We start from the raw sequence: 20941 nt of genomic DNA, 5'->3' as shown, positions 1-20941 counted from the left end.
ATCAGTTGGCGGGGCCGGGCAGTGTCGGCTCGCCGGGTGCCGGTGCGGCCGGCGCCGGTGGCGGCGCCTCGCCTGCCGGCGGTGCACCCGGGCCGGGCTGCTGAGCCTCGGACAGCACGAAAGGCACCGGAGCAGATCGCAGGTTCCCCAGCTGGACGACCAGGTTGTAGGTGCCCGGCCCGATCGCCTGACGCGGCAGCGGGCAGTTGGGCGCCGAGCCCATGCCGGTCCAGGTGACCTCGGTGGTCACCTGCTCGCCGGGCTTGAAGGCACGGACCAGGGTCTCGTTCGACGGCGCGCAATCCAGGTTGGACCACAGCCGGTTGTTGTCCAGCGAATAGACGTATGCCGCCAGCACCGCGGCACCGACGTCACGCTTGCACTCGACGAGGCCGATGTTGGTGACCACCATGGTGAACTTCGGCTGATCACCGATCACGTAGGTCGGCTGGTTGGTGATGCCCTTGGCCGCCAGCGTGGTGTCCGGGCAGTCGTCGCCCGCCTTGAGCACCGGCGGCGGGGTGACCGCAGTCGTCGGGGTGGGCGTCGGAGCCGGCGCCGCGTTCGGCGGCGGCGCGATCGGACTCTTCACCCCGGGCGTCTCGCCGGGGAGCGGCGTCGCAGACGTCGACGTCTTCGCGGTGGGCTGAGCCTGCTTGGAGTCGTCGGTGCTGTTGCTGAAGACGACGACCCCGATGATCACGACGAGGAGTACGACGACTGCGCCGACACCGATGGCCAGCATCCGCCGACGCCAATAGATCTGGGATGGCAGCGGGCCATGCGGTTCGAGATCCGGCACATTGTCACGGTAAGGGCACAAAACGCGGTGCGCTCTGACCTGGTGCGGCGTGTCGTCTGTGAACTGGGGTGGTATTCGCCACCCCAGTTCGAGGACTATTCGCCGATATCGCCGACGTGGTCGCGCTTGGTGACCCGACCCTCGGCCAGGTGGTAGGTGGCGCCGACGATCGCGACCTTGCCCGACTGCAGCCGCTCGGCGATCACGCTGGACCGGGTGCTCAGCAACCGCACGGTCTCGTTGACGTGCTTTGCCTCGAGCTCGTCGACCTCTGTGAGGCCCTCACGGCGGCCGACGAGGATCGACGGGGTGACCCGCTCGACGATGTCGCGGACGTATCCGCCCGGCACCGCGCCGTCGTCCAGCGCCGTGATGGTGGCTTTGACGGCGCCACAGCTGTCGTGGCCGAGTACGACGATCAGCGGCACTTCGAGGACCGCGACGGCGTATTCGATCGAACCGATCACCGCGGAGTCGAGGACGTGGCCCGCGGTGCGCACCACGAACATGTCGCCGAGGCCCTGGTCGAAGATGATCTCGGCGGCGACGCGGCTGTCGGCACATCCGAACAGCACGGCGGTCGGCTTCTGGCCGCCGGCCAACTGCGTCCGACGCTCGATGCTCTGGCTGGGATGCGCTGGTTCACCGGCAACGAATCGCTCGTTACCCTCTCTCAGTGCTTTCCACGCGTTTATCGGGTTCGAGTTGGGCATGCCGCCCATTGTGCCCTGCACGCATAGCGGATGCGCAATGAGTTCAGGGCAAATTCTCATACCCGCCGACGAGCTGCTGGGCTGGTATCGCACCGCACGACGCGACCTGCCGTGGCGGGCCCCGGATGTCACCGCGTGGCAAATTCTGGTCAGCGAATTCATGTTGCAGCAGACCCCGGTGTCGCGCGTCGAACCGATCTGGCGGGACTGGATCGCCCGGTGGCCCACACCGTCCGCGACCGCCGCGGCCGGCGCCGCCGACGTGCTGCGCGCGTGGGGCAAGTTGGGCTACCCGCGCCGCGCCAAGCGGTTACACGAGTGCGCCGAGGTCATCGCCACCGAACACGGCGACGAAGTCCCCCGCGACGTGGAAACACTGCTGACATTGCCGGGCGTCGGCGCCTATACCGCAAGGGCCGTCGCATGTTTCGCGTATCAGCAGGACGTCCCGGTGGTCGACACCAACGTGCGCCGGGTGGTGGCACGCGCGATTCGCGGCGTGGCCGACACCCCGGCCCGCGCCCGCGACCTGGACGACGTCGCCGCACTCCTGCCCGAAGATGGCACGGCACATGTGTTTTCGGCCGCCTTGATGGAACTCGGCGCGATCGTCTGCACCGCCCGCGCACCGAAATGCGGACTGTGCCCGCTGACCATGTGCGCGTGGCGCAGCGCAGGCCATCCGGAACTGGACGCGCCTACCCGCCCCGTGCAGAGATATGCGGGGACCGACCGCCAGGTCCGCGGCCGGCTGCTGGATGTGTTGCGCGGCAGCGCAACTCCGGTGACGCGGGCACAGTTGGACGTGGCGTGGCTCACCGATACCGCGCAACGCGACCGGGCTTTGGACTCACTGCTGGTCGACGGCCTGGTCGAGCAGACCGCGGACGGCCGGTACGCGCTCGCCGGTGAGGGCGAGCGCTAGAACCCCGTTTCAATGAGAACGGTATGAAACCGCGCGCTTTCCAATGAGAACGGCATGAGTCGCTACCACATGCCGTTCTCCTCGGATAGAACGGAAGCATGACCGCATACCGAATTTCAGGTGAACAGAAAGCAAACAACAATCGCCGCGGCCTCGTCATCGCCGGAGCTGCCGCAGCGGCAATCGCCGCCGCGACTCTCGCCCCGGCCACTGCCTCCGCGCTGCCGACCGGTGGCGGCTCGGCCGTCGACACCATCAACGAGCTGCAGTCCCGCGGCTACCACGTCCAGGTCAACACCAGCACCTCCGGGCCGCTGTCCGCATGCTCGGTGACCGACGTGCACGGGCTCACCGGCTCCAACATCGACGGCCGGGGCCAGCGCATCAACTCCGGCCAGTTCGACACCGTGTACGTCAACGTGCAGTGCAGGCCGCAGGGCTAGTCAACCGGTTGCGGCGCAATCAGATTGGGACAGGCGAAGCGCCGCCGGTAGTCGGACGGGTTGACGCCGACAACGCGCCGGAAATGGTGCCGCAGCAAGGTTGCGGTACCAAATCCGGCCTTGTCCGCCACCCGATCGACATCGAGATCCGTCTCCTCCAAAAGCCTGCGGGCGTAGAGCACGCGTTGATCGGTGACCCACTGCATCGGGGTCCGGCCGGTCTCCTCGACGAAGCGCCGCGCGAACGTCCGGCCGGACATGCTGGCGCGTTTGGCCAGGCTGTCCACCGTGTGCGGGTGGCGCAAGTTGGTCAGAATCCAATCGAGATGCGGCGCAAAGCCTTCCGAACACCGCACCGGGATGGGCTGCTCGATGAACTGCCGCTGACCGCCCTCGCGCTGTGGCGGCACCACCATGCGGCGCGCGATCTTGTTGGTGATCTCGCTGCCCATCTCGCGGCGCACCAGGTGCAGGCACGCGTCGATACCGGCCGCCGTCCCCGCGCTGGTGATCAGATTTCCGTCGTCGACGAACAGCACGTCACGATCGACGCGGGCGGTGGGAAACATGCGGGCCAGCTTGTCCGCGTGCATCCAGTGCGTGGTGCACGCACGGCCGTCGAGCAGCCCGGCTGCGCCCGCGACGAACGCCCCTGAGCAGATGGTCAGGATCATCGAGCCGGAATCGGCGGCGTTGCGGATGGCGTCGAGCGCCGCCTGCGGATAGACCGGGCCCGCCACCGCCGGAATCGCGACCAGGTCGACCCCCAGGAGTTGGTCGATGCCGTGGTCGGGCACCAGTGAGGCTCCGACCGACGTCCGCACGGGCCGCCCGGCTTCCGGTCCGCACACCTTGAAATCGAAGTTCGGCACACCGTCGGCTGACCGGTCGATACCGAAGACCTCGCACACCACGCCGAACTCGAACGGCGCCACTCCGTCCATCACCAGGACCGAGACACTCTTGATCATGGCAGTATTTTATCGAATGCCGTCCGAACTGCCACTGTTTATTCGGTTGCCCCCGATTCGACAATTGACGCATGAACACCATCCTGACCCTGGTAGCGATGGTCGCGATCATGGTGGCCCCCTTCGCACTCGGCGCCGTGTTGAGCACCATCACCCGAAATCCCGGTGCGCGCAACGGTTTCGGCAACTTCGACTGGACCGATGTCGGGGATTCCCGCGACCTGGACCGCGCCACGCACGATCTCGCCGCGGCGCGGTCCCGATTCGAGTAATCAGACGGACGCGAGAAAATCCTCGACCGCGCGGCGGTAGATCTCGGGTGCGTCGTCGTGCACGAGGTGGCCGGCTCCGGGAACTTCCAAATACGTTGTCCGGTACCCGATCTCGGCCATCTTGCGCATCTGCCCCGGCGGCGCGACCCCGTTGCCGGCCTCGATGAGCAGCGTCGGCGCCCGCACTGCCGTCCATTGCTGCCAGTAGTCCCGGGTGCCCCACTCCGCGGCGATCGCCACCCAGCGCCCGGCCTCGCCGTGCAGCCGCCAGCCGGTTTCGGTGCGATCGAACGCATCCAGGAAGTATTGGCCGGCGATCGGCCCGAAAAGATCCAAAACCTGCTGCGCCGAATCGAATTCGACCGGAATCGAATGGGTCCACGGATCCCAGGCACCGATGGTGAAGCCGACGAAATCCGCTGCCATGTCCTCGACGACGAGAGCGGTGACCAGCTCCGGACGGGCGGCGGCCAGACACCAGCTGTGCAGCCCACCCATCGAGTGCCCGATAAGCCGCGCGGGGCGCCCCAGCGAACCGACCGCGGCGGCCAGGTCGGCGACGAACCGTTCGGTGCTGATCGGCTCGGGGTCGTCGACGCCGCGGCCGCGGTGCCACGGCGCGTCGTACGTATAGACCTCGCCCAATTCGGTCAACCAGGGCAGCTGCCGGTCCCACGTCGTCCCGCGGCCCATCAACCCATGCACCAGCACAATGGGCTCGCCGGTGCCGCCCCGGGCGGCGAGCAGGTCGGTCGTCATAGCCCTATATTGCCGCCCATCCTGCCTGGCGCGGCAGCGCGGTAACCTGAACCACATGCCTGTGGTGAAGATCAATGCGATCGAAGTTCCGCCCAACGCCGGCCCGGAATTGGAGAAGCGGTTCGCGAACCGCGCTCACGCAGTGGACGGCCAGCCCGGCTTCCTCGGATTCCAGCTGCTCCGCCCGGTCAAGGGCGAGAACCGCTACTTCGTGGTGACGCAGTGGGAGTCCGACGAGGCGTTCCAGGCCTGGGCCACCGGCCCGGCCGTCGAGGCCCACGCCGGGCAGCGGGCCAACCCCGTCGCCACCGGAGCGTCACTTCTCGAATTCGAGGTTGTGTTGGACGTTGCTGGTTCGGGCCAGCAGGCATAAGACCCCCACTGCGCTGGCCGCGGCCGGCGCAGTCATCGTCGTCTTGGGTGGCTGTAGCACCACGCCCGCAGCCGTCGCGCCACCATCGAGCGATGCCTACGGCGCGCTGATCGACATGAGCACGCCGCAGGGCATGCGATCGCGCCAGACGATGGACATGCTGAACTCGGACTGGTCCATCGAGCCGGCCGGGGTGAAGACGCTCGCCGCACCCGACCAGGTGGACGACATCACCTACCGGATGAAGTGGATCTGGTGGGACCGCCCGTTCAAACTCACCGGCATCGACATCGGCGCCGGGCAGTCGACCCTGCACGTCACCAACTCCTACGGCGTGAACCAGGACATCCAGCTGCATGTCGACGGCAAGGGCACCGTCGACCGCATGGAGGTCTCGCTGCGTCCGCCGCCCGTGAAGTCCTGGGCCGACGTCGATGCGGCGATCGCGAAGTCCGGCGCCCACTACTCGTACCAGGTCGCCAAGGTCGTCGACGGCAAGTGCGTCAAGGTCGCCGGCACCAACGTCGACGAGCCGATGCCGCTGGCGTCGATCATGAAAATCTATGTGCTGCTTGCCGTTGCGCGCGCAGTGTCGGCCGGCACCCTCAACTGGGACGACAAGGTCACCGTCACCGCTGAAGGCAAGAAGCTCGGTTCGGCCGGCATGGACAACCTGGCCCCGGGCACGCAGGTGACGGTCCACGAGGCGGCCCAGCAGATGATCTCGGTCAGCGACAACATGGCCACCGACATGCTGATCGACAAGGTCGGGCCGGCCGCGGTCGACGAGGCGCTCGTGGTCGCCGGACACCACGACCCGGCGAGCCTGACGCCGTACCCGACCATGCACGAACTGTTCTCCATCGGCTGGGGCAAACCCGACGTGCGTGACCAGTGGAAGAACGGCGACAAGGCGCAGCGCACGGCGCTGCTGCAGCAGGTGAGTTCGCGCCCGTACGAGCCCGACCCGTACCGTACCCGCACGCCGGCGTCCAGCATCGGCGCCGAGTGGTATGGCACCGCCGCCGACATCTGCCGCGAGCACGTCGCGGTGCAGGCCGCCGCTGTCGGGGCCGCCGCGCCGGTCCGGGACATCATGTCGAAGGTCGCCGGCATCGACCTGGATCGCACCAAGTGGCCCTACCTGGGCTCCAAGGGCGGCAACCTGCCGGGCGACCTCGGCTTCAGCTGGTACGCCGTCGACCACACCGGCCAGCCGTGGGTCGTGAACTTCCAGCTGACGTGGCCGACGTTCAAGGGTCAGACGGCGGCGCAGTGGCTCCTGAGCATCATCAAGCAGGCGTTCGATCTGATCCCGGTGCGGTGAGCACGCAGTCACCGCAGCACGCCGCCTTGTCGCTTGCCAGTCGGTAGATCAGGCAGCAGCTGTTGCGCCGGAACTCCGGCCCGGACCGCAGCACTCCCCCGTCGATCCTGGGGTCTGCGAGCACCGCGTCGGCCGCTCGTCGCGCCGCCTCCGCCATGTCCGGCCGGGCCCGGCCGATCTGCTGGGCCGCACTGTTGGCGGCCGATCCCACGTTGCCCCACAACACTTTCGGGCTGACACCGAACCGCCCGAACGCGTCCGTGAGCACCTCCACGGCAGGGGCGCCACCGGACGGCTGCGCGGCGATCGACAGCGGATAGGGGCCACCCAACTGGTCCTGCCACGCCAGGTCGGTCAATGACCAGGACACCGGCTCCCCGAGGGCGGCGGTAGCGATCATGGGTGCGATCAGTCGAGCCACCAGTCCCAGGTGCGCGACGGACGCGGCAACGCGCAGCTCCGGCTCGCCGTTACTCATCAGCGCGGCCCGGACCTTGTGCACCCGGGCGGCCAACGCCTCCGGATCGTCGCTGAGCTCGGCCATCGGCCGCCACGGCGCCGTCGGCGAATCAGCGTGCCGCTGCGCGGCAAAGAAAGGACCGAACGCGGCCAGGGGGTCCGTCACCGCGGGGGTTGCTGAACCAAGCGACGAGCAGCTTCAGCGGCAGCGGCCCGACGTTCGGCGATGGTCTCCGCTGACATGGGCTGGTCGACGATGCGATCGATACCGAACCCGCCCGCCGCCAAGGCGTATGTCATGTCGTTGAGCAGGACCAGCAGGTCCATCGGGCGCCACGACGGATCGATGATGCCCGTCTGCTGCGCCTCCGCGATCCGGTCGAGTTTCGACTGGAAGATCCGCCGCAGCACGTGGTCGCCGAACATGCCGTCGGCCGCCTCCAACTCGATCCAGCGCTGCAAGCGGGCCCCGGCCGGATCGGCCACCATGTAATCGAAGAGCGCGACGGTGTACCCGGGGACGTCGTCGGGCTTGAATATCGTGTCGTAGGGGGCGTCCTGAATCCACTGCTCCACGACGGCCTCGAACAGCTTCTGCTTGCTCGGGAAGTAGCTGTACAGCCGTTCCTTGCTGGCATTGGCTTCGGCGGCAATGCGATTCAGCCGCGCACCGGCAAACCCGAGGGCAGAGAACTCCGCTTTGGCGGCAACCATGATGCGCTCACGTGTTGCATGTCCGGCCGCCCTCATAGCGCCTAACAGGCTAACACCGGCGCGTGCTCAGGCGTCGCGTTCGAGGATGAAGTACAGGAAGTCGGCGCCGTTGCGCTGGCGCTTTCCGTTCATGATGCCCATCAGCGTGTTGGCGTCGACGCGCTTGAAGTGATCGAAGACCGGCTGCCCGTCGTAGACCATGGTCGCGGTGGTCTCGCCGCGGAACTCGATGTCCCACAACGACGCACCGCCGCGGCTCAGCTCATGGTTCGAGAACAGCTGCCCCGATTCGTCATAGCAGACGATCGGCTCGACGTCGTTGACCGAATCGAAGAACTTTCCGTACCAGCGCGCAGCCCGGAGCTGACCGTTCATCTTGTGCCCGGTGTTGAACTCGTCGCCCTTCCAGTGCCCGACCACGTCCTCGGCACGAACGGCGTCCAACGCCGACCAGATCTCGTCGAGTTCCGCGGTATCGACAACCGACTGGCCCCGAAGTTCGGCAAAACGGCTCCGTGCGGTTTCGATGTTCACGAGCACTCCCAAGTCAGTTGGTTCGGATAACCAACCGTACTTCCAAACCAATTGGTTCGGCAAGGGGTGTGTCGGCGAAGTTCAGGGCGCCCAGCGTGAAGAAAAATGAAAGGCGACTACGCCGGCCCGGCGGGCGAGTACGGCAGGTCGCTGCTGTTGTGGGGATCGACGTGCACGGGACGGCCGACATAGGGAAAAGCCCGCTGCGGGCACGCCGGGCGGTCGCAGATCTTGCAGCCCGCCCCGATCGGCACCGCCGCGTCCGGGTCGGTCAGATCGATTCCCGCCGCGTAGATCAGCTTCTCGGCATGGACCAGGTCGCAACCCAGTCCGATGGCAAAACGCTTGCGGGGGCCGCGATATCGGCTCGGGTCAGACGACGTGGTGCGGGCGATCCAGAAGTACGACCGGCTGTCGGGCATCTGCGCCACCTGGGTCATGAACTCGCCAGGCCGCTCGAACGCATGGTGAACCACCCACAACGGACAGTTGCCGCCCACCCGGGAGAAGTGAAATGCGGTGGCGGACTGCCGCTTCGAAATGTTCCCCGCGCTGTCGGTGCGGACGAAGATGAAGGGCACACCACGTGCATCCGGCCGCTGCAGCGTCGAGAGACGGTGGCAGATGGTCTCGAAGCCGACCTCGAACCGGCGCGCCAATTGATCTACGTCGTAACGCAATTCTTCGGCCGCACCCAGAAACATCCGGTACGGCAGCAGCAGGGCGCCGGCGAAGTAGTTGGCCAGCCCGATGCGTGCGACTTCTTCTGCCTCGGAGCTGAGTTGGTCGGCAGTGGCCACGATGGCGGAGATCAGATCGGAATGGCGCAGCAAGGCCACCTGGGTGGCCAGCTGGAAGGCCCGTTGCCCGGGATGCAGCCAGCGCGCGATGTACAACACGCCCGTATCCGGCCGGTAGGACCGTTGGGTATTGGGGCCCAAGGCGTCACCGTCGTCGATCACCACGGTGACGCCGAAGTCGTCGGCCAGCAGGCCCGCCAGCTGAGCGTCGAGACCGCCGAGGCGCATGTGACGTTCGGCGAACAGTGACTCCGCTGCCTCATCGAGCTCACCGACGTAGTTCTTGCGGTCGTAGAAGAAGTCCCGCACTTCCTCGAACGGCATCGGCTGTTGCACGGACACCGACGAATCGACGTTGGCCCGGGTGTGCATCGCGTCGAGTTCCGTTGTGGTGTCGAACAATCGGCGATTCATACTCACCAGCATCTGCCCGACGGCCGGCATCCTGGCCACGAGTTCTTCGATCTGACCGGCGGTCGCCGATGTGTCGGCGAGAATCTCGCGCAGGTCGGAAACCAGCCGGGCATCCGAATCGGGCGCGAAGTAATTGGTCGGCAGGTCGAACCGTTCGGCCAGCGTCAGCAGCACCGGCACGGTCACCGGCCGCTGGTCATTTTCCAGCTGGTTGACGTAGCTGGTCGACAAATCGAGGGCGCGCGCCAGCGCGACCTGAGTCAGGCCTTGTTCCTCGCGCAGCCGTCGCAGACGGGCGCCCACGAATGTCTTTGCCACTGTGGTCAGCGTAACCCCGGCCACTTACACAAAGTTCGCAAACTTCCGGGTACAAGGACACAAGATTACGCATTTACAGGGACTTTCGACCGACCGTGACACTGCGTAGCGTGCGAAACATGCAGACACACGAGGTACGGACCCGACGCAGTGCCGAAGACTTCCCCCGTTCGGACCACCTGGCCTGGAAGATCGCCGAGATCGCGGCCGACCCCGTCGACGTAGCTCCCGAGGTCGAGGCGATGGTCATCAACCGCATCATCGACAACGCCGCCGTCTCCGCTGCGTCGGTCATCCGGCGTCCCGTCACGGTCGCGCGTACCCAGGCCCAGGCGCACCGCACCCAACGCGGCGCCACCGTGTTCGGCATCGACGGCAGCTACTCCCCCGAGTGGGCCGCGTGGGCCAACGGGGTCGCCGTGCGCGAACTCGACTTTCACGACACCTTCCTGGCCGCCGAGTACTCGCACCCGGGCGACAACATCCCGGCCCTCGTCGCGGTCGCCCAGCAGCTCGACGTCCGCGGCAGTGACCTGATCCGTGGCATCGCCACCGCGTACGAGGTACAGGTCGACCTGGTCAAGGGAATCTGCTTGCACGAGCACAAGATCGACCACGTCGCCCACCTCGGACCCGCGGTGGCCGCCGGCATCGGCACCATGCTGCGGCTATCTCCGGAGACCATCTACGACGCGATCGGCCAGGCCCTGCACCTGACCACCGCAACCCGGCAGTCGCGCAAGGGCCTGATCTCCAGCTGGAAGGCCTACGCCCCGGCGCTGGCCGGCAAGGTCGCCATCGAGGCCGTCGACCGCGCCATGCGCGGCGAGGGCTCGCCGGCTCCGATCTGGGAGGGCGAGGACGGCGTGATCGCCTGGCTGTTGTCGGGTCCCGAGCACACCTACCAGGTGCCGTTGCCCGAGGCCGGTGAACCGAAGCACGCCATCCTGGACACGTACACCAAGGAGCACAGCGCCGAGTACCAGAGCCAGGCGCCGATCGACCTCGCTCGCCGGATGCGTTCGCGCATCGGCGATCTCGACCAGATCGCCACCATCGTGCTGCACACCAGCCACCACACCCACGTGGTGATCGGGACCGGCTCGAACGATCCGCAGAAGTTCGACCCGGATGCCTCGCGCGAGACCCTGGACCACTCGGTCATGTACATCTTCGCGGTCGCGCTGCAGGACGGCGAGTGGCACCACGAGCGGTCGTACGCCCCCGAGCGCGCCCACCGCCCGGACACCATCGAGCTGTGGAACAAGATCTCCACCGTCGACGACCCGGAATGGACCCGGCGCTACCACTCGAATGACCCGGCGGAGAAGGCTTTTGGCGCTCGTGCCGTGGTGACGCTCAAGAGCGGTGAGGTGATCGTCGACGAACTGGCCGTGGCCGACGCACACCCGTTGGGCGCCCGCCCCTTCGAGCGCGAGCAGTACCGCAACAAGTTCACCACTCTGGCCGACGGCGTCATCGCCGAGACCGAGCAGCAGCGGTTCCTGACCGTCGTCGACGGCCTCTCGACCCTCAAGCCCGGCACGCTCGACGCGCTCAACCTGCGGGTCGAGCAGGTCGTCTTGGACAAGGCTCCGACGATCCCATCGGGGATTTTCCGATGAGCGCGGGTCTGCTGGGTTCGACGGTCTCGGCCGCTGCCAAACGCACGCAGCTTCGGACCGGCCTGAACTCCGGCCAGCTGCAACGCTATCCGGGTGCTTTCTCGCCGCTGGTGGCAAAGCTGGTGTCCGAGATTGGATTCGAGGGGGTCTACGTCTCGGGCGCGGTGCTGTCGGCCGATCTGGGGCTGCCCGACATCGGGCTGACCACCCTGAGTGAGGTGGCCGGACGCAGCGCCCAGATCGCCGCTGCCACAGACCTGCCCACGCTGGTCGACGCCGACACCGGCTTCGGCGAACCGATGAGTGCCGCCCGCACCATCACCATCCTCGAGGATGCCGGGCTGGCCGGTTGCCACCTCGAGGACCAGGTGAACCCGAAGCGCTGCGGCCACCTGGACGGCAAGGCCGTGGTGCCCGCCGCCGAGATGATCAAGCGGCTGCGTGCGGCGATTGCTGCCCGCCGGGACCCCAACTTCATCATCTGTGCCAGAACCGACGCCGCGGGCATCGAGGGCATCGACTCCGCCATCGACCGGGCGAAGGCCTACGCCGATGCCGGCGCCGACCTGATCTTCACCGAGGCGCTGTCCACCCCAGATGAATTCGAGCGCTTCCGGGCCGCGGTCGATACCCCATTGCTGGCCAACATGACCGAGTTCGGCAAGTCCGAACTGGTCACGGCCAAGCAGTTGTCCGACATCGGCTACAACATGGTGATCTACCCCGTCACCACGTTGCGCCTGGCGATGTACGCGGTCGAGGTCGGCCTAAGCGAAATCCACTCCGCCGGAACACAGGCCGGGCTGCTCGGCCAGATGCAGCACCGCAGCCGGCTGTACCAGCTGCTGCGCTATGCCGAATACAACGAATTCGATTCAGACATCTTCAACTTCACCCTCCAGGACGTGAAAGCATGACCACCACCGCACCTGAGGCGCCGCGCATCTACAAGGGTCTCGCCGGCGTCGTCGTCGACACCACCGCGATCTCCAAGGTCGTACCCGAGACCAACAGCCTGACCTACCGGGGATATCCGGTGCAGGATCTGGCGGCGCGCTGCTCGTTCGAGCAGGTTGCCTACCTGCTCTGGCACGGCGAGCTCCCGACCGACCAGGAGCTGGCGATGTTCTGCCAGCGCGAGCGTGCATCCCGCCGGGTCGACCGGTCGATGTACTCGCTACTGGCCAAGCTGCCGGAGAGCTGCCACCCGATGGATGTGGTGCGCACCGCGATCAGCTACCTGGGTGCCGAAGACCCCGAGGAGGACGTCAGCACGCCGACTGCCAACTACGCCAAGTCGCTGCGGATGTTCGCCGTACTGCCCACCATCGTCGCCGCCGATATCCGGCGCCGACAAGGACTTTCGCTCATCGCGCCACACAGCCATCTGGGCTACGCCGAGAACTTCCTGAACATGTGCTTCGGTGAGGTGCCCGAGCCGGCGATCGTCGAAGCATTCAGTCAGTCGATGGTGCTGTACGCCGAACACAGCTTCAACGCGTCGACCTTCGCAGCCCGGGTGGTGACCTCGACCCAGTCGGACATCTACAGTGCCGTCACCGCTGCCATCGGGGCCCTCAAGGGCTGCCTGCACGGCGGCGCGAACGAAGCCGTCATGCACGACATGCTGGAGATCGGCTCCGCCGACAATGCCGCGAAATGGTTGCACGGCAAGCTGTCCCGTAAAGACAAGGTCATGGGCTTCGGGCACCGGGTCTACAAGAACGGCGACTCGCGCGTGCCGACCATGAAAGCCGCCTTCGAGCGGGTGGTGCAGGCCCGCGGAGGCCAGCAGTGGCTGGACATCTACAACGTGCTGGAGCGGGAGATGTTCGCCGCCACCAAGATCAAGCCGAACCTCGACTTCCCGACGGGCCCGGCCTACTACCTCATGGGATTCGACATCCCCGTGTTCACCCCCCTTTTCGTGATGAGCCGCATCACCGGCTGGACCGCGCACATCATGGAGCAGGCGGCGTCGAACGCCCTGATCCGTCCCCTGAGCGAATACTCGGGCCAACCGCAGCGATCCATTGCCTGAGCACGCGATCCACAAAGTCCTCGTCGCCAATCGTGGTGAGATCGCGATCCGGGCCTTCCGGGCCGCCTACGAAATGGGCATCGCGACCGTGGCAGTGTACGCACACGAGGACCGGAACTCCCCACACCGGCTGAAGGCCGACGAGTCCTACCAGATCGGCGAACCCGGCCACCCGGTACGCGCCTACCTCACGGTGCCCGAGATCATCCGCGTCGCCCAGCTGTCCGGCGCCGACGCCGTCTACCCCGGGTACGGATTCCTTTCGGAGAACCCGGAATTGGCGTCGGCCTGCGCTGCCGCCGGCATCACGTTCGTCGGCCCCAGCGCCGACGTGCTGGAGCTCGCCGGCAACAAGGCCAGCGCCATCGCGGCGGCCCGCGCCGCCGGGCTGCCGGTGCTCACCTCGTCCGAGCCATCGGCATCGGTCGACGAACTGCTCACGGCCGCAGCCGATATGGATTTTCCGCTGTTCGTCAAGGCGGTCTCCGGCGGCGGCGGCCGCGGCATGCGGCGCGTCTCCGAGCCCGCCGATCTGGCCGAGGCCGTCGAGGCGGCCTCACGCGAAGCAGAATCGGCATTCGGCGACCCGATGGTCTACCTCGAGCAGGCAGTACTCAATCCCCGCCATATCGAGGTACAGATCCTGGCCGACGGCACCGGCGAGGTGATCCACCTCTTCGAGCGCGACTGCAGTGTGCAGCGGCGACACCAGAAGGTCATCGAACTGGCGCCGGCGCCGAACGTGAGTGACGAGCTACGGGCCCGTATCTGTTCGGACGCAGTGGCATTCGCGCGTCAGATCCGGTACTTCTGCGCCGGCACCATCGAGTTCCTGCTCGACGAGCGTGGCCACCACGTGTTCATCGAATGCAATCCCCGGATTCAGGTGGAGCACACGGTGACCGAGGAGATCACCGATGTGGACCTGGTGGCATCCCAGTTGCGGATCGCGGCCGGACAGTCGCTCTCGGACCTCGGGCTGAGTCAGGACAGCGTCCGGATCCGTGGCGCGGCCATGCAGTGCCGAATCACCACCGAAGACCCCGCCAACGGGTTCCGCCCGGACACCGGCCGGATCACCGCCTACCGCAGTCCCGGCGGCGCCGGAGTCCGATTGGACGGCGGCACCCATGTCGGCGCCGAGATCAGTGCGCATTTCGACTCGATGTTGGTCAAACTCACCTGCCGGGGTCACGACTTCGCGACCGCGGTCAGGCGCGCTCGCCGTGCTCTTGCCGAGTTCCGCATCCGCGGGGTGTCGACGAACATCCCCTTCCTGCAAGCGGTTCTGGACGACCCTGACTTCGCCGCGGGCCATGTGTCGACGTCGTTCATCGACGAGCGGCCGCAGCTGTTGACCGCGCATATCCCAGAGGATCGCGGCACCCGCATTCTCAACTACCTCGCCGATGTCACCGTCAACAACCCACACGGCGTGCGGCAGTCCGCGGTGTATCCGCGGGACAAGCTCCCGGCGATCGACCTGTCGGCTCCGGCACCGGCGGGCAGCAAGCAGCTGCTGACCGAGTTGGGTCCGGGGCGATTTGCAGCAGCGCTGCGGGAATCGCCGCGACTGTGGGTCACCGACACCACATTCCGCGACGCCCACCAGTCGCTGCTGGCCACCCGGGTACGTACTTCGGGCCTGGTCAAGGTGGCCCCCTACGTGGCGCGGATGATGCCCGAGCTGCTGTCAGTCGAATGCTGGGGCGGCGCGACTTACGATGTGGCACTTCGGTTCCTGAAGGAGGACCCATGGGAACGCCTCGCCGCACTGCGGGAGGCAATGCCCAACATCTGCCTGCAGATGCTGCTACGGGGGCGCAACACCGTCGGCTACACGCCCTATCCGGTGTCGGTCACGTCGGCGTTCGTGCAGGAAGCCACGGCCACGGGCGTCGATATCTTCCGGATCTTCGACGCGCTGAACAACGTGGAATCGATGCGCCCGGCGATCGATGCCGTGCGTGAAACCGGCTGCGCGGTGGCCGAAGTGGCGATGTCCTACACCGGCGATCTGTCCGATCCGAACGAGACGCTGTACACGCTGGACTACTGGCTCAAGCTGGCCGAGCAGATCGTCGACGCCGGCGCGCACGTGCTGGCCATCAAGGACATGGCGGGTCTGCTGCGACCGCCGGCGGCGGCAACCCTGGTGTCGTCGTTGCGGTCCCGGTTCGATCTGCCCGTGCACGTCCACACGCACGACACCCCGGGTGGCCAGCTGGCGACGTACCTTGCCGCCTGGCAGGCAGGCGCCTCGGCTGTCGACGGTGCTGCGGCTCCCCTGGCCGGCACCACCAGCCAGCCTGCGTTGAGTTCGATCGTCGCGGCAGCGGCACACACCGAGCACGACACCGGGCTGTCGCTGGCCAATGTCTGTGAACTGGAACCCTACTGGGAAGCGCTACGCCGGGTGTACGCGCCGTTCGAAGCCGGTCTGCCGGCGCCGACGGGCCGCGTGTACTCCCACGAGATCCCGGGCGGGCAGCTCAGCAATCTCCGCACCCAGGCCGTCGCGCTCGGGCTGGGCGGCCGGTTCGAGGACATCGAGAACGCTTACGCCGGAGCGGATCACATCCTGGGCCGACTCGTGAAGGTGACCCCGTCGAGCAAGGTGGTCGGTGACCTGGCGCTGGCGCTGGCCGGCGCCGGGATCAGTGCCGAGGAGTTCGCAGCCGATCCCGATCGCTACGACATTCCGGAGTCGGTGATCGGCTTCTTCCGCGGCGAACTCGGCGATCCGGCCGGTGGCTGGCCGGAGCCGTTGCGCACCAAGGCCCTTCAAGGTCGCGCACAGCAGAAGCCAAGTGCCGAACTGACGCCCCAGGACTACACCGAACTCGCCCAACCCGGACCAACCCGCCGCGCCGCCCTCAACCGCTTGCTGTTCCCCGGGCCGACCCGCGAATTCCTCTCGCACCGAGAGCGGTTCGGCGACACCTCCAGCCTGAGCGCCAACCAGTTCTTCTACGGGCTGCGGCGCGGCGAGGAGCACCGGGTCAAGTTGGAGAAGGGCGTCGAACTGCTCATCGGGCTGGAGGCCGTCTCCGAACCCGATGATCGTGGGATGCGGACCGTGCTGTGCCTGCTGAACGGACAGCTGCGCCCGATCCAGGTGCGGGACAGGTCGATCGACAGCGCCGTGCCCGCTGCGGACAAGGCTGACCGAGGCAACCCCGATCACATCGCCGCGCCCTTCGCGGGTGTCGTGACGATCGGGATAGCTGTCGGGGATGCCGTGAACGCCGGTCAGACGGTGGCAACCATCGAAGCGATGAAGATGGAAGCCGCGATCACGTCGCCAAAGGCCGGCACCGTCGAGCGGATTGCGGTGGCGCCCACCGCAAGTGTCGAGGGCAACGACCTGCTTGTGGTGGTCAGCTGATCCAGGCCACGGTCACGGCACGATGGCGATCTTGCCGTGACCATGACCCGTCATGCTTGCGGACAGCGCGGCCGCAGCTTCGGTCAGCGGGAAAGTCTGGCTGATCGGGACGACGAGCCGCGCCTGGCCTGCGAGTGCGGCAAGTTCGCGAAGGGCCGCGCCGAGTTCGCTGCCCGAGCCACCGGCGTGTACTTGAATACCGGTGGCCGCGGCGTCGAAGGCCACCAGGGTGAGAACGCGCCCCGGATTGCCGGTGAGTTCTATGGACAGTGGAATCTCCCCGCGGCCGGAGGCGTCGAGAACGGCATCCACGCCACCGGGAGCAGCAGCGCGGACCCTTTCGAGCAGGCCGTCGCCGTAGACGACCGGCGTCGCGCCGAGCGAACGCAGGTATTCCTGATTGGATTCGCCTGCCGTACCAATGACATTGACGCCTTGGGCCTTCGCGAGCTGAACGGCGAACGTTCCCACTCCGCCCGCAGCCGCATGGATGAGCAGCGTCTCACCTGCTTTGACGCCGAGCTTCTTGAGCACGGCATACGCAGTGCCACCGGCACCCGCCAGTGAGCCCGCCACGTCCCAAGACACACCGGCGGGCTTGCGGACGACGTCGGCCGACTCGGCGAGCGCGTAATCAGCGAACGCGCCGGTGGTCGATCGGCCCAGGACCTCGTCGCCCACAGCCCACTCAGTGACCTCGGAACCGACGGCATCAACGACACCCGCGACATCGGAGCCCACACCTGCGGGTAGTTCGAGCGGAATCAGTTCACGCATGTACCCGGCGACGATCTTCCAGTCGATCGGGTTCACGCCCGCGGCGCGCACCGCGATCCGTACCTGGGTCGGCCCGGGTACCGGTGGCTCGGCGTCGACCACTCGCAAGACCTCAGGTGTGCCGTATTCGGCGAACTGCACAGTTCTCGACATCTATCTGTCTCCGATCGGGTTCCGATACCAGCCTAAGGAGCAAAAGGCGCCGACCGTCCGATTTATTTCTGTTGCCACCGCAGGCAACTGTGCCCCGGAATCTGAACCGGATTCCGGGGCACAGCGTTTGCATTGCTACGTGGCGCGGACCAACTGCGCTGCCTGCACCAGGTTCCGCAGTGACTCGGTCACCTCATCGGTCTTCCGGGTCTTCAGACCGCAGTCCGGGTTCACCCACAGCCGTTCCGCCGGAACGGCATTCAGCGCATGGCGCAGCGACGTCGCCATCTCGTCGACAGTGGGTACCCGCGGCGAGTGGATGTCGTACACCCCGGGCCCGACGCTGCCCGCGAACCCGATGCCATTGAGGTCGTCGAGCACCTCCATGTGCGAACGCGCCGCCTCGATCGACGTCACGTCGGCGTCGAGGTCTGCGATGGCGCCGATGACCTCACCGAACTCCGAGTAGCAGAGGTGGGTGTGGATCTGGGTCTCGTCGCTGACCCCCGAGGTCGACAACCGGAACGCGTCCACCGCCCACTTCAGGTAGGCCGCCTTGTCGGCGTTCCGCAGCGGCAGCAGCTCACGCAGCGCGGGCTCGTCGACCTGGATGATCGCGATACCCGCCGACTGCAGATCGACCGTCTCGTCGCGGATGGCCAGGGCCACCTGGTTGGCAGAGTCGGCCAGCGGCTGATCGTCGCGAACGAAGGACCACGCCAGGATGGTCACCGGGCCGGTGAGCATGCCCTTGACCGGCTTGTCGGTGAGCGTCTGTGCGTACTTGGCCCACTCGACCGTCATCGGCTGCTGGCGCGTGACGTCACCGAACAGCACGGGCGGACGTACGCAGCGGCTGCCGTACGACTGCACCCAGCCGCTCTTCGTGGCGAAGAAGCCGTCCAGTTGCTCGGCGAAGTACTGCACCATGTCGTTGCGCTCGGGCTCGCCGTGCACCAGCACGTCCAGGCCGAGCTCCTCCTGCAACCGGATGACCGTCTCGACTTCGGCCTTCATCCGATCGGTGTACTCGGCTTCATCGATCTCGCCGGCCACCAGTGCAGCGCGCGCCTTGCGGATGTCGGCGGTCTGCGGGAACGAGCCGATGGTGGTGGTCGGCAGCGACGGCAGGTTCAGCCGGGCATCCTGCGCCTGACGGCGCTCAGCAGCCGGCCGACGCTCGAGGCCTCCGGACAGCACCGACGCCAATCGTGATCGGACCGCGGCGTTGTGCAGCCGCGGGTCGTGCGTCCGCGACGCGACCGCCTGGTTGGACGCCTCGAGCCGAGCGGCAACCGAGTCTCGTCCCTCGCGCAGCGCGGTGGCCAGCGTCGCCACTTCACGGACCTTCTCGGCGCCGAACGCCAGCCAGCTGCGCAGGGCGTCATCCAGATCTGTTTCCAGCTCAAGGGAATACGGCACGTGCAGCGTCGAGCACGACGTCGACACCGCAACAGCCTTCGCCGACCCGGCCAGCGCACCCAACCGCGCCAGCGCGGTTTCCAGGTTGGTGCGCCAGATGTTACGACCGTCGACGATGCCCGCGACCAGGAGTTTGTCCGCCAGGCCCGCTATCGGCTGGTCTCCGCCGGCGACGAAATCAACTGCTATACCGTCGATCTGGGTACGGGCCAGTGCGGGCAGCGCGGCACCCAGCTCACCGAAGTAGGTGGCGACCAGGATCGCGGGGCGTTTGGTCGCGCCCGCGAGCGTCGTGTAGACCTGCTCGGCCAGTTCGGCCCCATTGTCGAGGATGTCGGTGACCAGCACCGGTTCGTCGACCTGCACCCACTCGGCACCCGCATCCGCGAGTTGACCCAGCAGGTCGACATACAGCGGTAGCAACTCACCGATGCGCTCGATGGGTGCCGCGGCGCCGTCGACTGCCTTGCTCAACGCCAGGAAGGTGACCGGCCCGACGAGCACGGGCCGGGCCGAAACACCCTGTTTCTGAGCTTCTTTGAGCTCGGTCAGCACCTTGGCCGGGTTCAGTGCGAACGCGGTGTCCGGACCGATCTCCGGGACGATGTAGTGGTAGTTGGTGTCGAACCATTTGGTCATCTCCAGCGGTGCGATGTCCGCCGTGCCGCGAGCCGCGGCGAAGTAGCGATCCAAGTCGTCACTGACGCCCTGAACGCGGGCCGGCAGCGCACCGAGCAGTACCGCGGTGTCGAGAACCTGGTCGTAGTAGGAAAACGTGTTGACCGGAACGGAATCCAGTCCGGCGGCCGCCAGCGCGGCGAGGGTGTCGCGGCGCAGGCCCGCGGCGATCTCGTCGAGCGCGGCCCGGTCGATCCGGCCGGCCCAATAGCGTTCGACGGCCCGCTTGAGTTCACGGTTCGGGCCGATGCGAGGCGCACCCAGAATGGTTGCGGTGAATGGTGTTGACAACTGACGTCCTTCACATGCGACGGAAGTGCGCACCGCCCAAGGACATCCATCGAAGGCAGCGCAAACCGCCCTCGGCGACTGCCCATTCCACGAGGCGATGCACCGCCGGACGCGGCGCATCCGGCACAGCTGGCAGGTCTTCGGACTCGCAGGCACGCACCCTCGGGTGCACCTAGTGGCCGTCGCTTCCCAATCCGTGGATCAGTGCGGATGACGGCGGTCGTTCCTGCATACCGCTGCGGGACAGTCCCGGATTCCCACCGGGTTCCCTCTCATGGCGATTCCCCGCCATTCGACGCCGCAGACGCCGAAGCGTCATTGGCAAACCAGCTGCGCCGAGGAGATTACCCTGTCGGGCCCTGCGCCGGGCCCGGGCCGCCGCCGTAACCCAACTGCTGTGCGGTGTAGCGGGCCGCGTCGGTGACCGGAACTGCTTGCACCGCAGTGCCATACGCGCAGATCTCGGTCCACACATCGCCGATCTCGGTGGTGTCGAACCGCATTCCGATGATGGCATTGCCGCCGCGGGCCTGACATTCCTGAAGCAACCGGCCCATGGCCTCGTTGCGGCTCTCGGCGAGGTTCTTGGTCATGCCCTGCAGCTCGCCGCCGAACATCGCCTTGAAGCCGGCGCCCATCTGTGCGAAGGCGTTCCGGGACCGGACGGTGAGGCCGAACACCTCACCGCAGACCCGCTGAATCTCCCACCCGGGCAGGTCATTCGTCGTGACAACCAGCATGC

Annotated in this window: 20 protein-coding genes and 1 riboswitch; of the genes, 9 read left to right on the top strand and 11 right to left on the bottom strand. The window is 66.9% G+C overall.

Annotation, left to right across the window (positions count from 1 at the left end; genetic code table 11):
- Position 1: 1 nt before the first annotated feature.
- Together QRN63_RS00680 and QRN63_RS00675 are read right to left on the bottom strand one after the other, a co-directional pair.
- Entirely contained in the window at positions 2-802 is an 801-nt protein-coding gene (locus QRN63_RS00680; RefSeq protein WP_285028832.1) for a hypothetical protein, read from the bottom strand.
- Between the two features lie 95 nt (positions 803-897).
- Positions 898-1515, bottom strand: a complete 618-nt coding sequence (locus tag QRN63_RS00675) for a carbonic anhydrase (protein WP_267320274.1) — start codon at positions 1513-1515, stop codon at positions 898-900.
- 37 nt (positions 1516-1552) lie between these two features.
- On the opposite strand from QRN63_RS00675, the gene QRN63_RS00670 reads away from it, so the two are divergent.
- A complete protein-coding gene (locus QRN63_RS00670; protein ID WP_285028831.1) occupies positions 1553-2440 on the top strand; it encodes an iron-sulfur binding domain-containing protein in 888 nt (295 codons plus the stop codon).
- A 98-nt stretch (positions 2441-2538) separates the two neighbouring features.
- On the top strand, positions 2539-2883 hold the full coding sequence (locus tag QRN63_RS00665; RefSeq protein WP_285028830.1) for a hypothetical protein: 345 nt from the start codon (positions 2539-2541) through the stop codon (positions 2881-2883).
- Here the strand turns inward: QRN63_RS00665 and QRN63_RS00660 are convergent.
- A complete protein-coding gene (locus tag QRN63_RS00660; RefSeq protein WP_267320277.1) occupies positions 2880-3854 on the bottom strand; it encodes a GlxA family transcriptional regulator in 975 nt (324 codons plus the stop codon). The two genes, QRN63_RS00665 and QRN63_RS00660, sit on opposite strands and share 4 nt — an antisense overlap.
- 71 nt (positions 3855-3925) lie before the next feature.
- Between QRN63_RS00660 and QRN63_RS00655 the strand changes: the two genes are divergently transcribed.
- A complete protein-coding gene (locus QRN63_RS00655) occupies positions 3926-4126 on the top strand; it encodes a hypothetical protein (RefSeq protein WP_267320278.1) in 201 nt (66 codons plus the stop codon).
- Here the strand turns inward: QRN63_RS00655 and QRN63_RS00650 are convergent, their stop codons facing one another.
- On the bottom strand, positions 4127-4885 hold the full coding sequence (locus QRN63_RS00650) for an alpha/beta fold hydrolase (protein WP_285028829.1): 759 nt from the start codon (positions 4883-4885) through the stop codon (positions 4127-4129).
- A gap of 55 nt (positions 4886-4940) precedes the next feature.
- On the opposite strand from QRN63_RS00650, the gene mhuD reads away from it, so the two are divergent.
- A complete protein-coding gene (mhuD, locus tag QRN63_RS00645) occupies positions 4941-5258 on the top strand; it encodes a mycobilin-forming heme oxygenase MhuD (RefSeq protein WP_020100898.1) in 318 nt (105 codons plus the stop codon).
- Positions 5233-6585, top strand: coding sequence for a serine hydrolase (locus QRN63_RS00640; RefSeq protein ID WP_502888059.1), 1353 nt, complete (start codon positions 5233-5235; stop codon positions 6583-6585). Before mhuD ends, QRN63_RS00640 begins: the two co-directional genes overlap by 26 nt.
- Here QRN63_RS00640 and QRN63_RS00635 read toward each other — a convergent pair.
- From QRN63_RS00635 to QRN63_RS00620, 4 genes are all read right to left on the bottom strand, one after another.
- Positions 6551-7210 carry a (2Fe-2S)-binding protein gene (locus QRN63_RS00635; RefSeq protein WP_285028828.1) on the bottom strand — a complete coding sequence of 220 codons (660 nt, stop codon included), beginning with the start codon at positions 7208-7210 and terminating at the stop codon, positions 6551-6553. The two genes, QRN63_RS00640 and QRN63_RS00635, sit on opposite strands and share 35 nt — an antisense overlap.
- Complete coding sequence (locus QRN63_RS00630) at positions 7207-7758, bottom strand: TetR/AcrR family transcriptional regulator (RefSeq protein ID WP_285028827.1); 552 nt, start codon at positions 7756-7758, stop codon at positions 7207-7209. The genes QRN63_RS00635 and QRN63_RS00630 overlap by 4 nt, the downstream gene beginning before the upstream one ends.
- A gap of 66 nt (positions 7759-7824) precedes the next feature.
- On the bottom strand, positions 7825-8292 hold the full coding sequence (locus QRN63_RS00625) for a DUF4334 domain-containing protein (protein ID WP_267320283.1): 468 nt from the start codon (positions 8290-8292) through the stop codon (positions 7825-7827).
- Between the two features lie 116 nt (positions 8293-8408).
- Positions 8409-9833, bottom strand: coding sequence for a short-chain fatty acyl-CoA regulator family protein (locus QRN63_RS00620; protein WP_285029658.1), 1425 nt, complete (start codon positions 9831-9833; stop codon positions 8409-8411).
- 110 nt (positions 9834-9943) lie between these two features.
- Here QRN63_RS00620 and prpD point away from each other — a divergent pair, with 110 nt between their 5' ends.
- From prpD to QRN63_RS00600, 4 genes are read left to right on the top strand one after another with little or no spacing between them, the layout of a single operon-like run.
- The gene (gene prpD, locus QRN63_RS00615; protein ID WP_285028826.1) at positions 9944-11449 is read left to right on the top strand and encodes a 2-methylcitrate dehydratase PrpD; all 1506 of its coding nucleotides are present in this window, start codon (positions 9944-9946) and stop codon (positions 11447-11449) included.
- Positions 11446-12366: a methylisocitrate lyase gene (prpB, locus tag QRN63_RS00610; RefSeq protein ID WP_285028825.1), complete on the top strand. Its 921-nt coding sequence runs from the start codon at positions 11446-11448 to the stop codon at positions 12364-12366. The genes prpD and prpB overlap by 4 nt, the downstream gene beginning before the upstream one ends.
- The gene (locus tag QRN63_RS00605; RefSeq protein WP_285028824.1) at positions 12363-13490 is read left to right on the top strand and encodes a bifunctional 2-methylcitrate synthase/citrate synthase; all 1128 of its coding nucleotides are present in this window, start codon (positions 12363-12365) and stop codon (positions 13488-13490) included. Before prpB ends, QRN63_RS00605 begins: the two co-directional genes overlap by 4 nt.
- A complete protein-coding gene (locus QRN63_RS00600; protein WP_285028823.1) occupies positions 13483-16878 on the top strand; it encodes a pyruvate carboxylase in 3396 nt (1131 codons plus the stop codon). Before QRN63_RS00605 ends, QRN63_RS00600 begins: the two co-directional genes overlap by 8 nt.
- Before the next feature lie 12 nt (positions 16879-16890).
- Here QRN63_RS00600 and QRN63_RS00595 read toward each other — a convergent pair whose 3' ends face one another.
- The 3 genes from QRN63_RS00595 to QRN63_RS00585 all read right to left on the bottom strand — a co-directional run bounded on the left by QRN63_RS00595 (position 16891) and on the right by QRN63_RS00585 (position 20939).
- The gene (locus tag QRN63_RS00595) at positions 16891-17808 is read right to left on the bottom strand and encodes an NADP-dependent oxidoreductase (RefSeq protein ID WP_285028822.1); all 918 of its coding nucleotides are present in this window, start codon (positions 17806-17808) and stop codon (positions 16891-16893) included.
- A 135-nt stretch (positions 17809-17943) separates the two neighbouring features.
- Positions 17944-20199, bottom strand: a complete 2256-nt coding sequence (gene metE, locus QRN63_RS00590; protein ID WP_285028821.1) for a 5-methyltetrahydropteroyltriglutamate--homocysteine S-methyltransferase — start codon at positions 20197-20199, stop codon at positions 17944-17946.
- 114 nt (positions 20200-20313) lie between these two features.
- Positions 20314-20517, bottom strand: a riboswitch (cobalamin riboswitch).
- A 26-nt stretch (positions 20518-20543) separates the two neighbouring features.
- A complete protein-coding gene (locus QRN63_RS00585) occupies positions 20544-20939 on the bottom strand; it encodes a YbjQ family protein (RefSeq protein WP_064857257.1) in 396 nt (131 codons plus the stop codon).
- Positions 20940-20941 lie beyond the last annotated feature (2 nt).

Origin of the sequence: Mycolicibacterium sp. lyk4-40-TYG-92 (assembly GCF_030209435.1) — a bacterium.
Taxonomy (GTDB): domain Bacteria; phylum Actinomycetota; class Actinomycetes; order Mycobacteriales; family Mycobacteriaceae; genus Mycobacterium.
Note: the sequence above shows the minus strand (reverse complement) of the source record. Positions and strands in the feature narration are given on the sequence as shown.

Bases quoted from the DNA above. Each gene is read 5' to 3' on its own strand.
- QRN63_RS00630 (WP_285028827.1), bottom strand. From the start codon at position 7,758: ATGGTTGCCGCCAAAGCGGAGTTCTCTGCCCTCGGGTTTGCCGGTGCG.
- QRN63_RS00670 (WP_285028831.1), top strand. From the start codon at position 1,553: ATGAGTTCAGGGCAAATTCTCATACCCGCCGACGAGCTGCTGGGCTGG.
- mhuD (WP_020100898.1), top strand. From the start codon at position 4,941: ATGCCTGTGGTGAAGATCAATGCGATCGAAGTTCCGCCCAACGCCGGC.
- QRN63_RS00650 (WP_285028829.1), bottom strand. From the start codon at position 4,885: ATGACGACCGACCTGCTCGCCGCCCGGGGCGGCACCGGCGAGCCCATT.
- prpB (WP_285028825.1), top strand. From the start codon at position 11,446: ATGAGCGCGGGTCTGCTGGGTTCGACGGTCTCGGCCGCTGCCAAACGC.
- QRN63_RS00675 (WP_267320274.1), bottom strand. From the start codon at position 1,515: ATGCCCAACTCGAACCCGATAAACGCGTGGAAAGCACTGAGAGAGGGT.
- QRN63_RS00595 (WP_285028822.1), bottom strand. From the start codon at position 17,808: ATGTCGAGAACTGTGCAGTTCGCCGAATACGGCACACCTGAGGTCTTG.
- prpD (WP_285028826.1), top strand. From the start codon at position 9,944: ATGCAGACACACGAGGTACGGACCCGACGCAGTGCCGAAGACTTCCCC.
- QRN63_RS00655 (WP_267320278.1), top strand. From the start codon at position 3,926: ATGAACACCATCCTGACCCTGGTAGCGATGGTCGCGATCATGGTGGCC.
- QRN63_RS00665 (WP_285028830.1), top strand. From the start codon at position 2,539: ATGACCGCATACCGAATTTCAGGTGAACAGAAAGCAAACAACAATCGC.
- QRN63_RS00660 (WP_267320277.1), bottom strand. From the start codon at position 3,854: ATGATCAAGAGTGTCTCGGTCCTGGTGATGGACGGAGTGGCGCCGTTC.
- QRN63_RS00585 (WP_064857257.1), bottom strand. From the start codon at position 20,939: ATGCTGGTTGTCACGACGAATGACCTGCCCGGGTGGGAGATTCAGCGG.
- QRN63_RS00605 (WP_285028824.1), top strand. From the start codon at position 12,363: ATGACCACCACCGCACCTGAGGCGCCGCGCATCTACAAGGGTCTCGCC.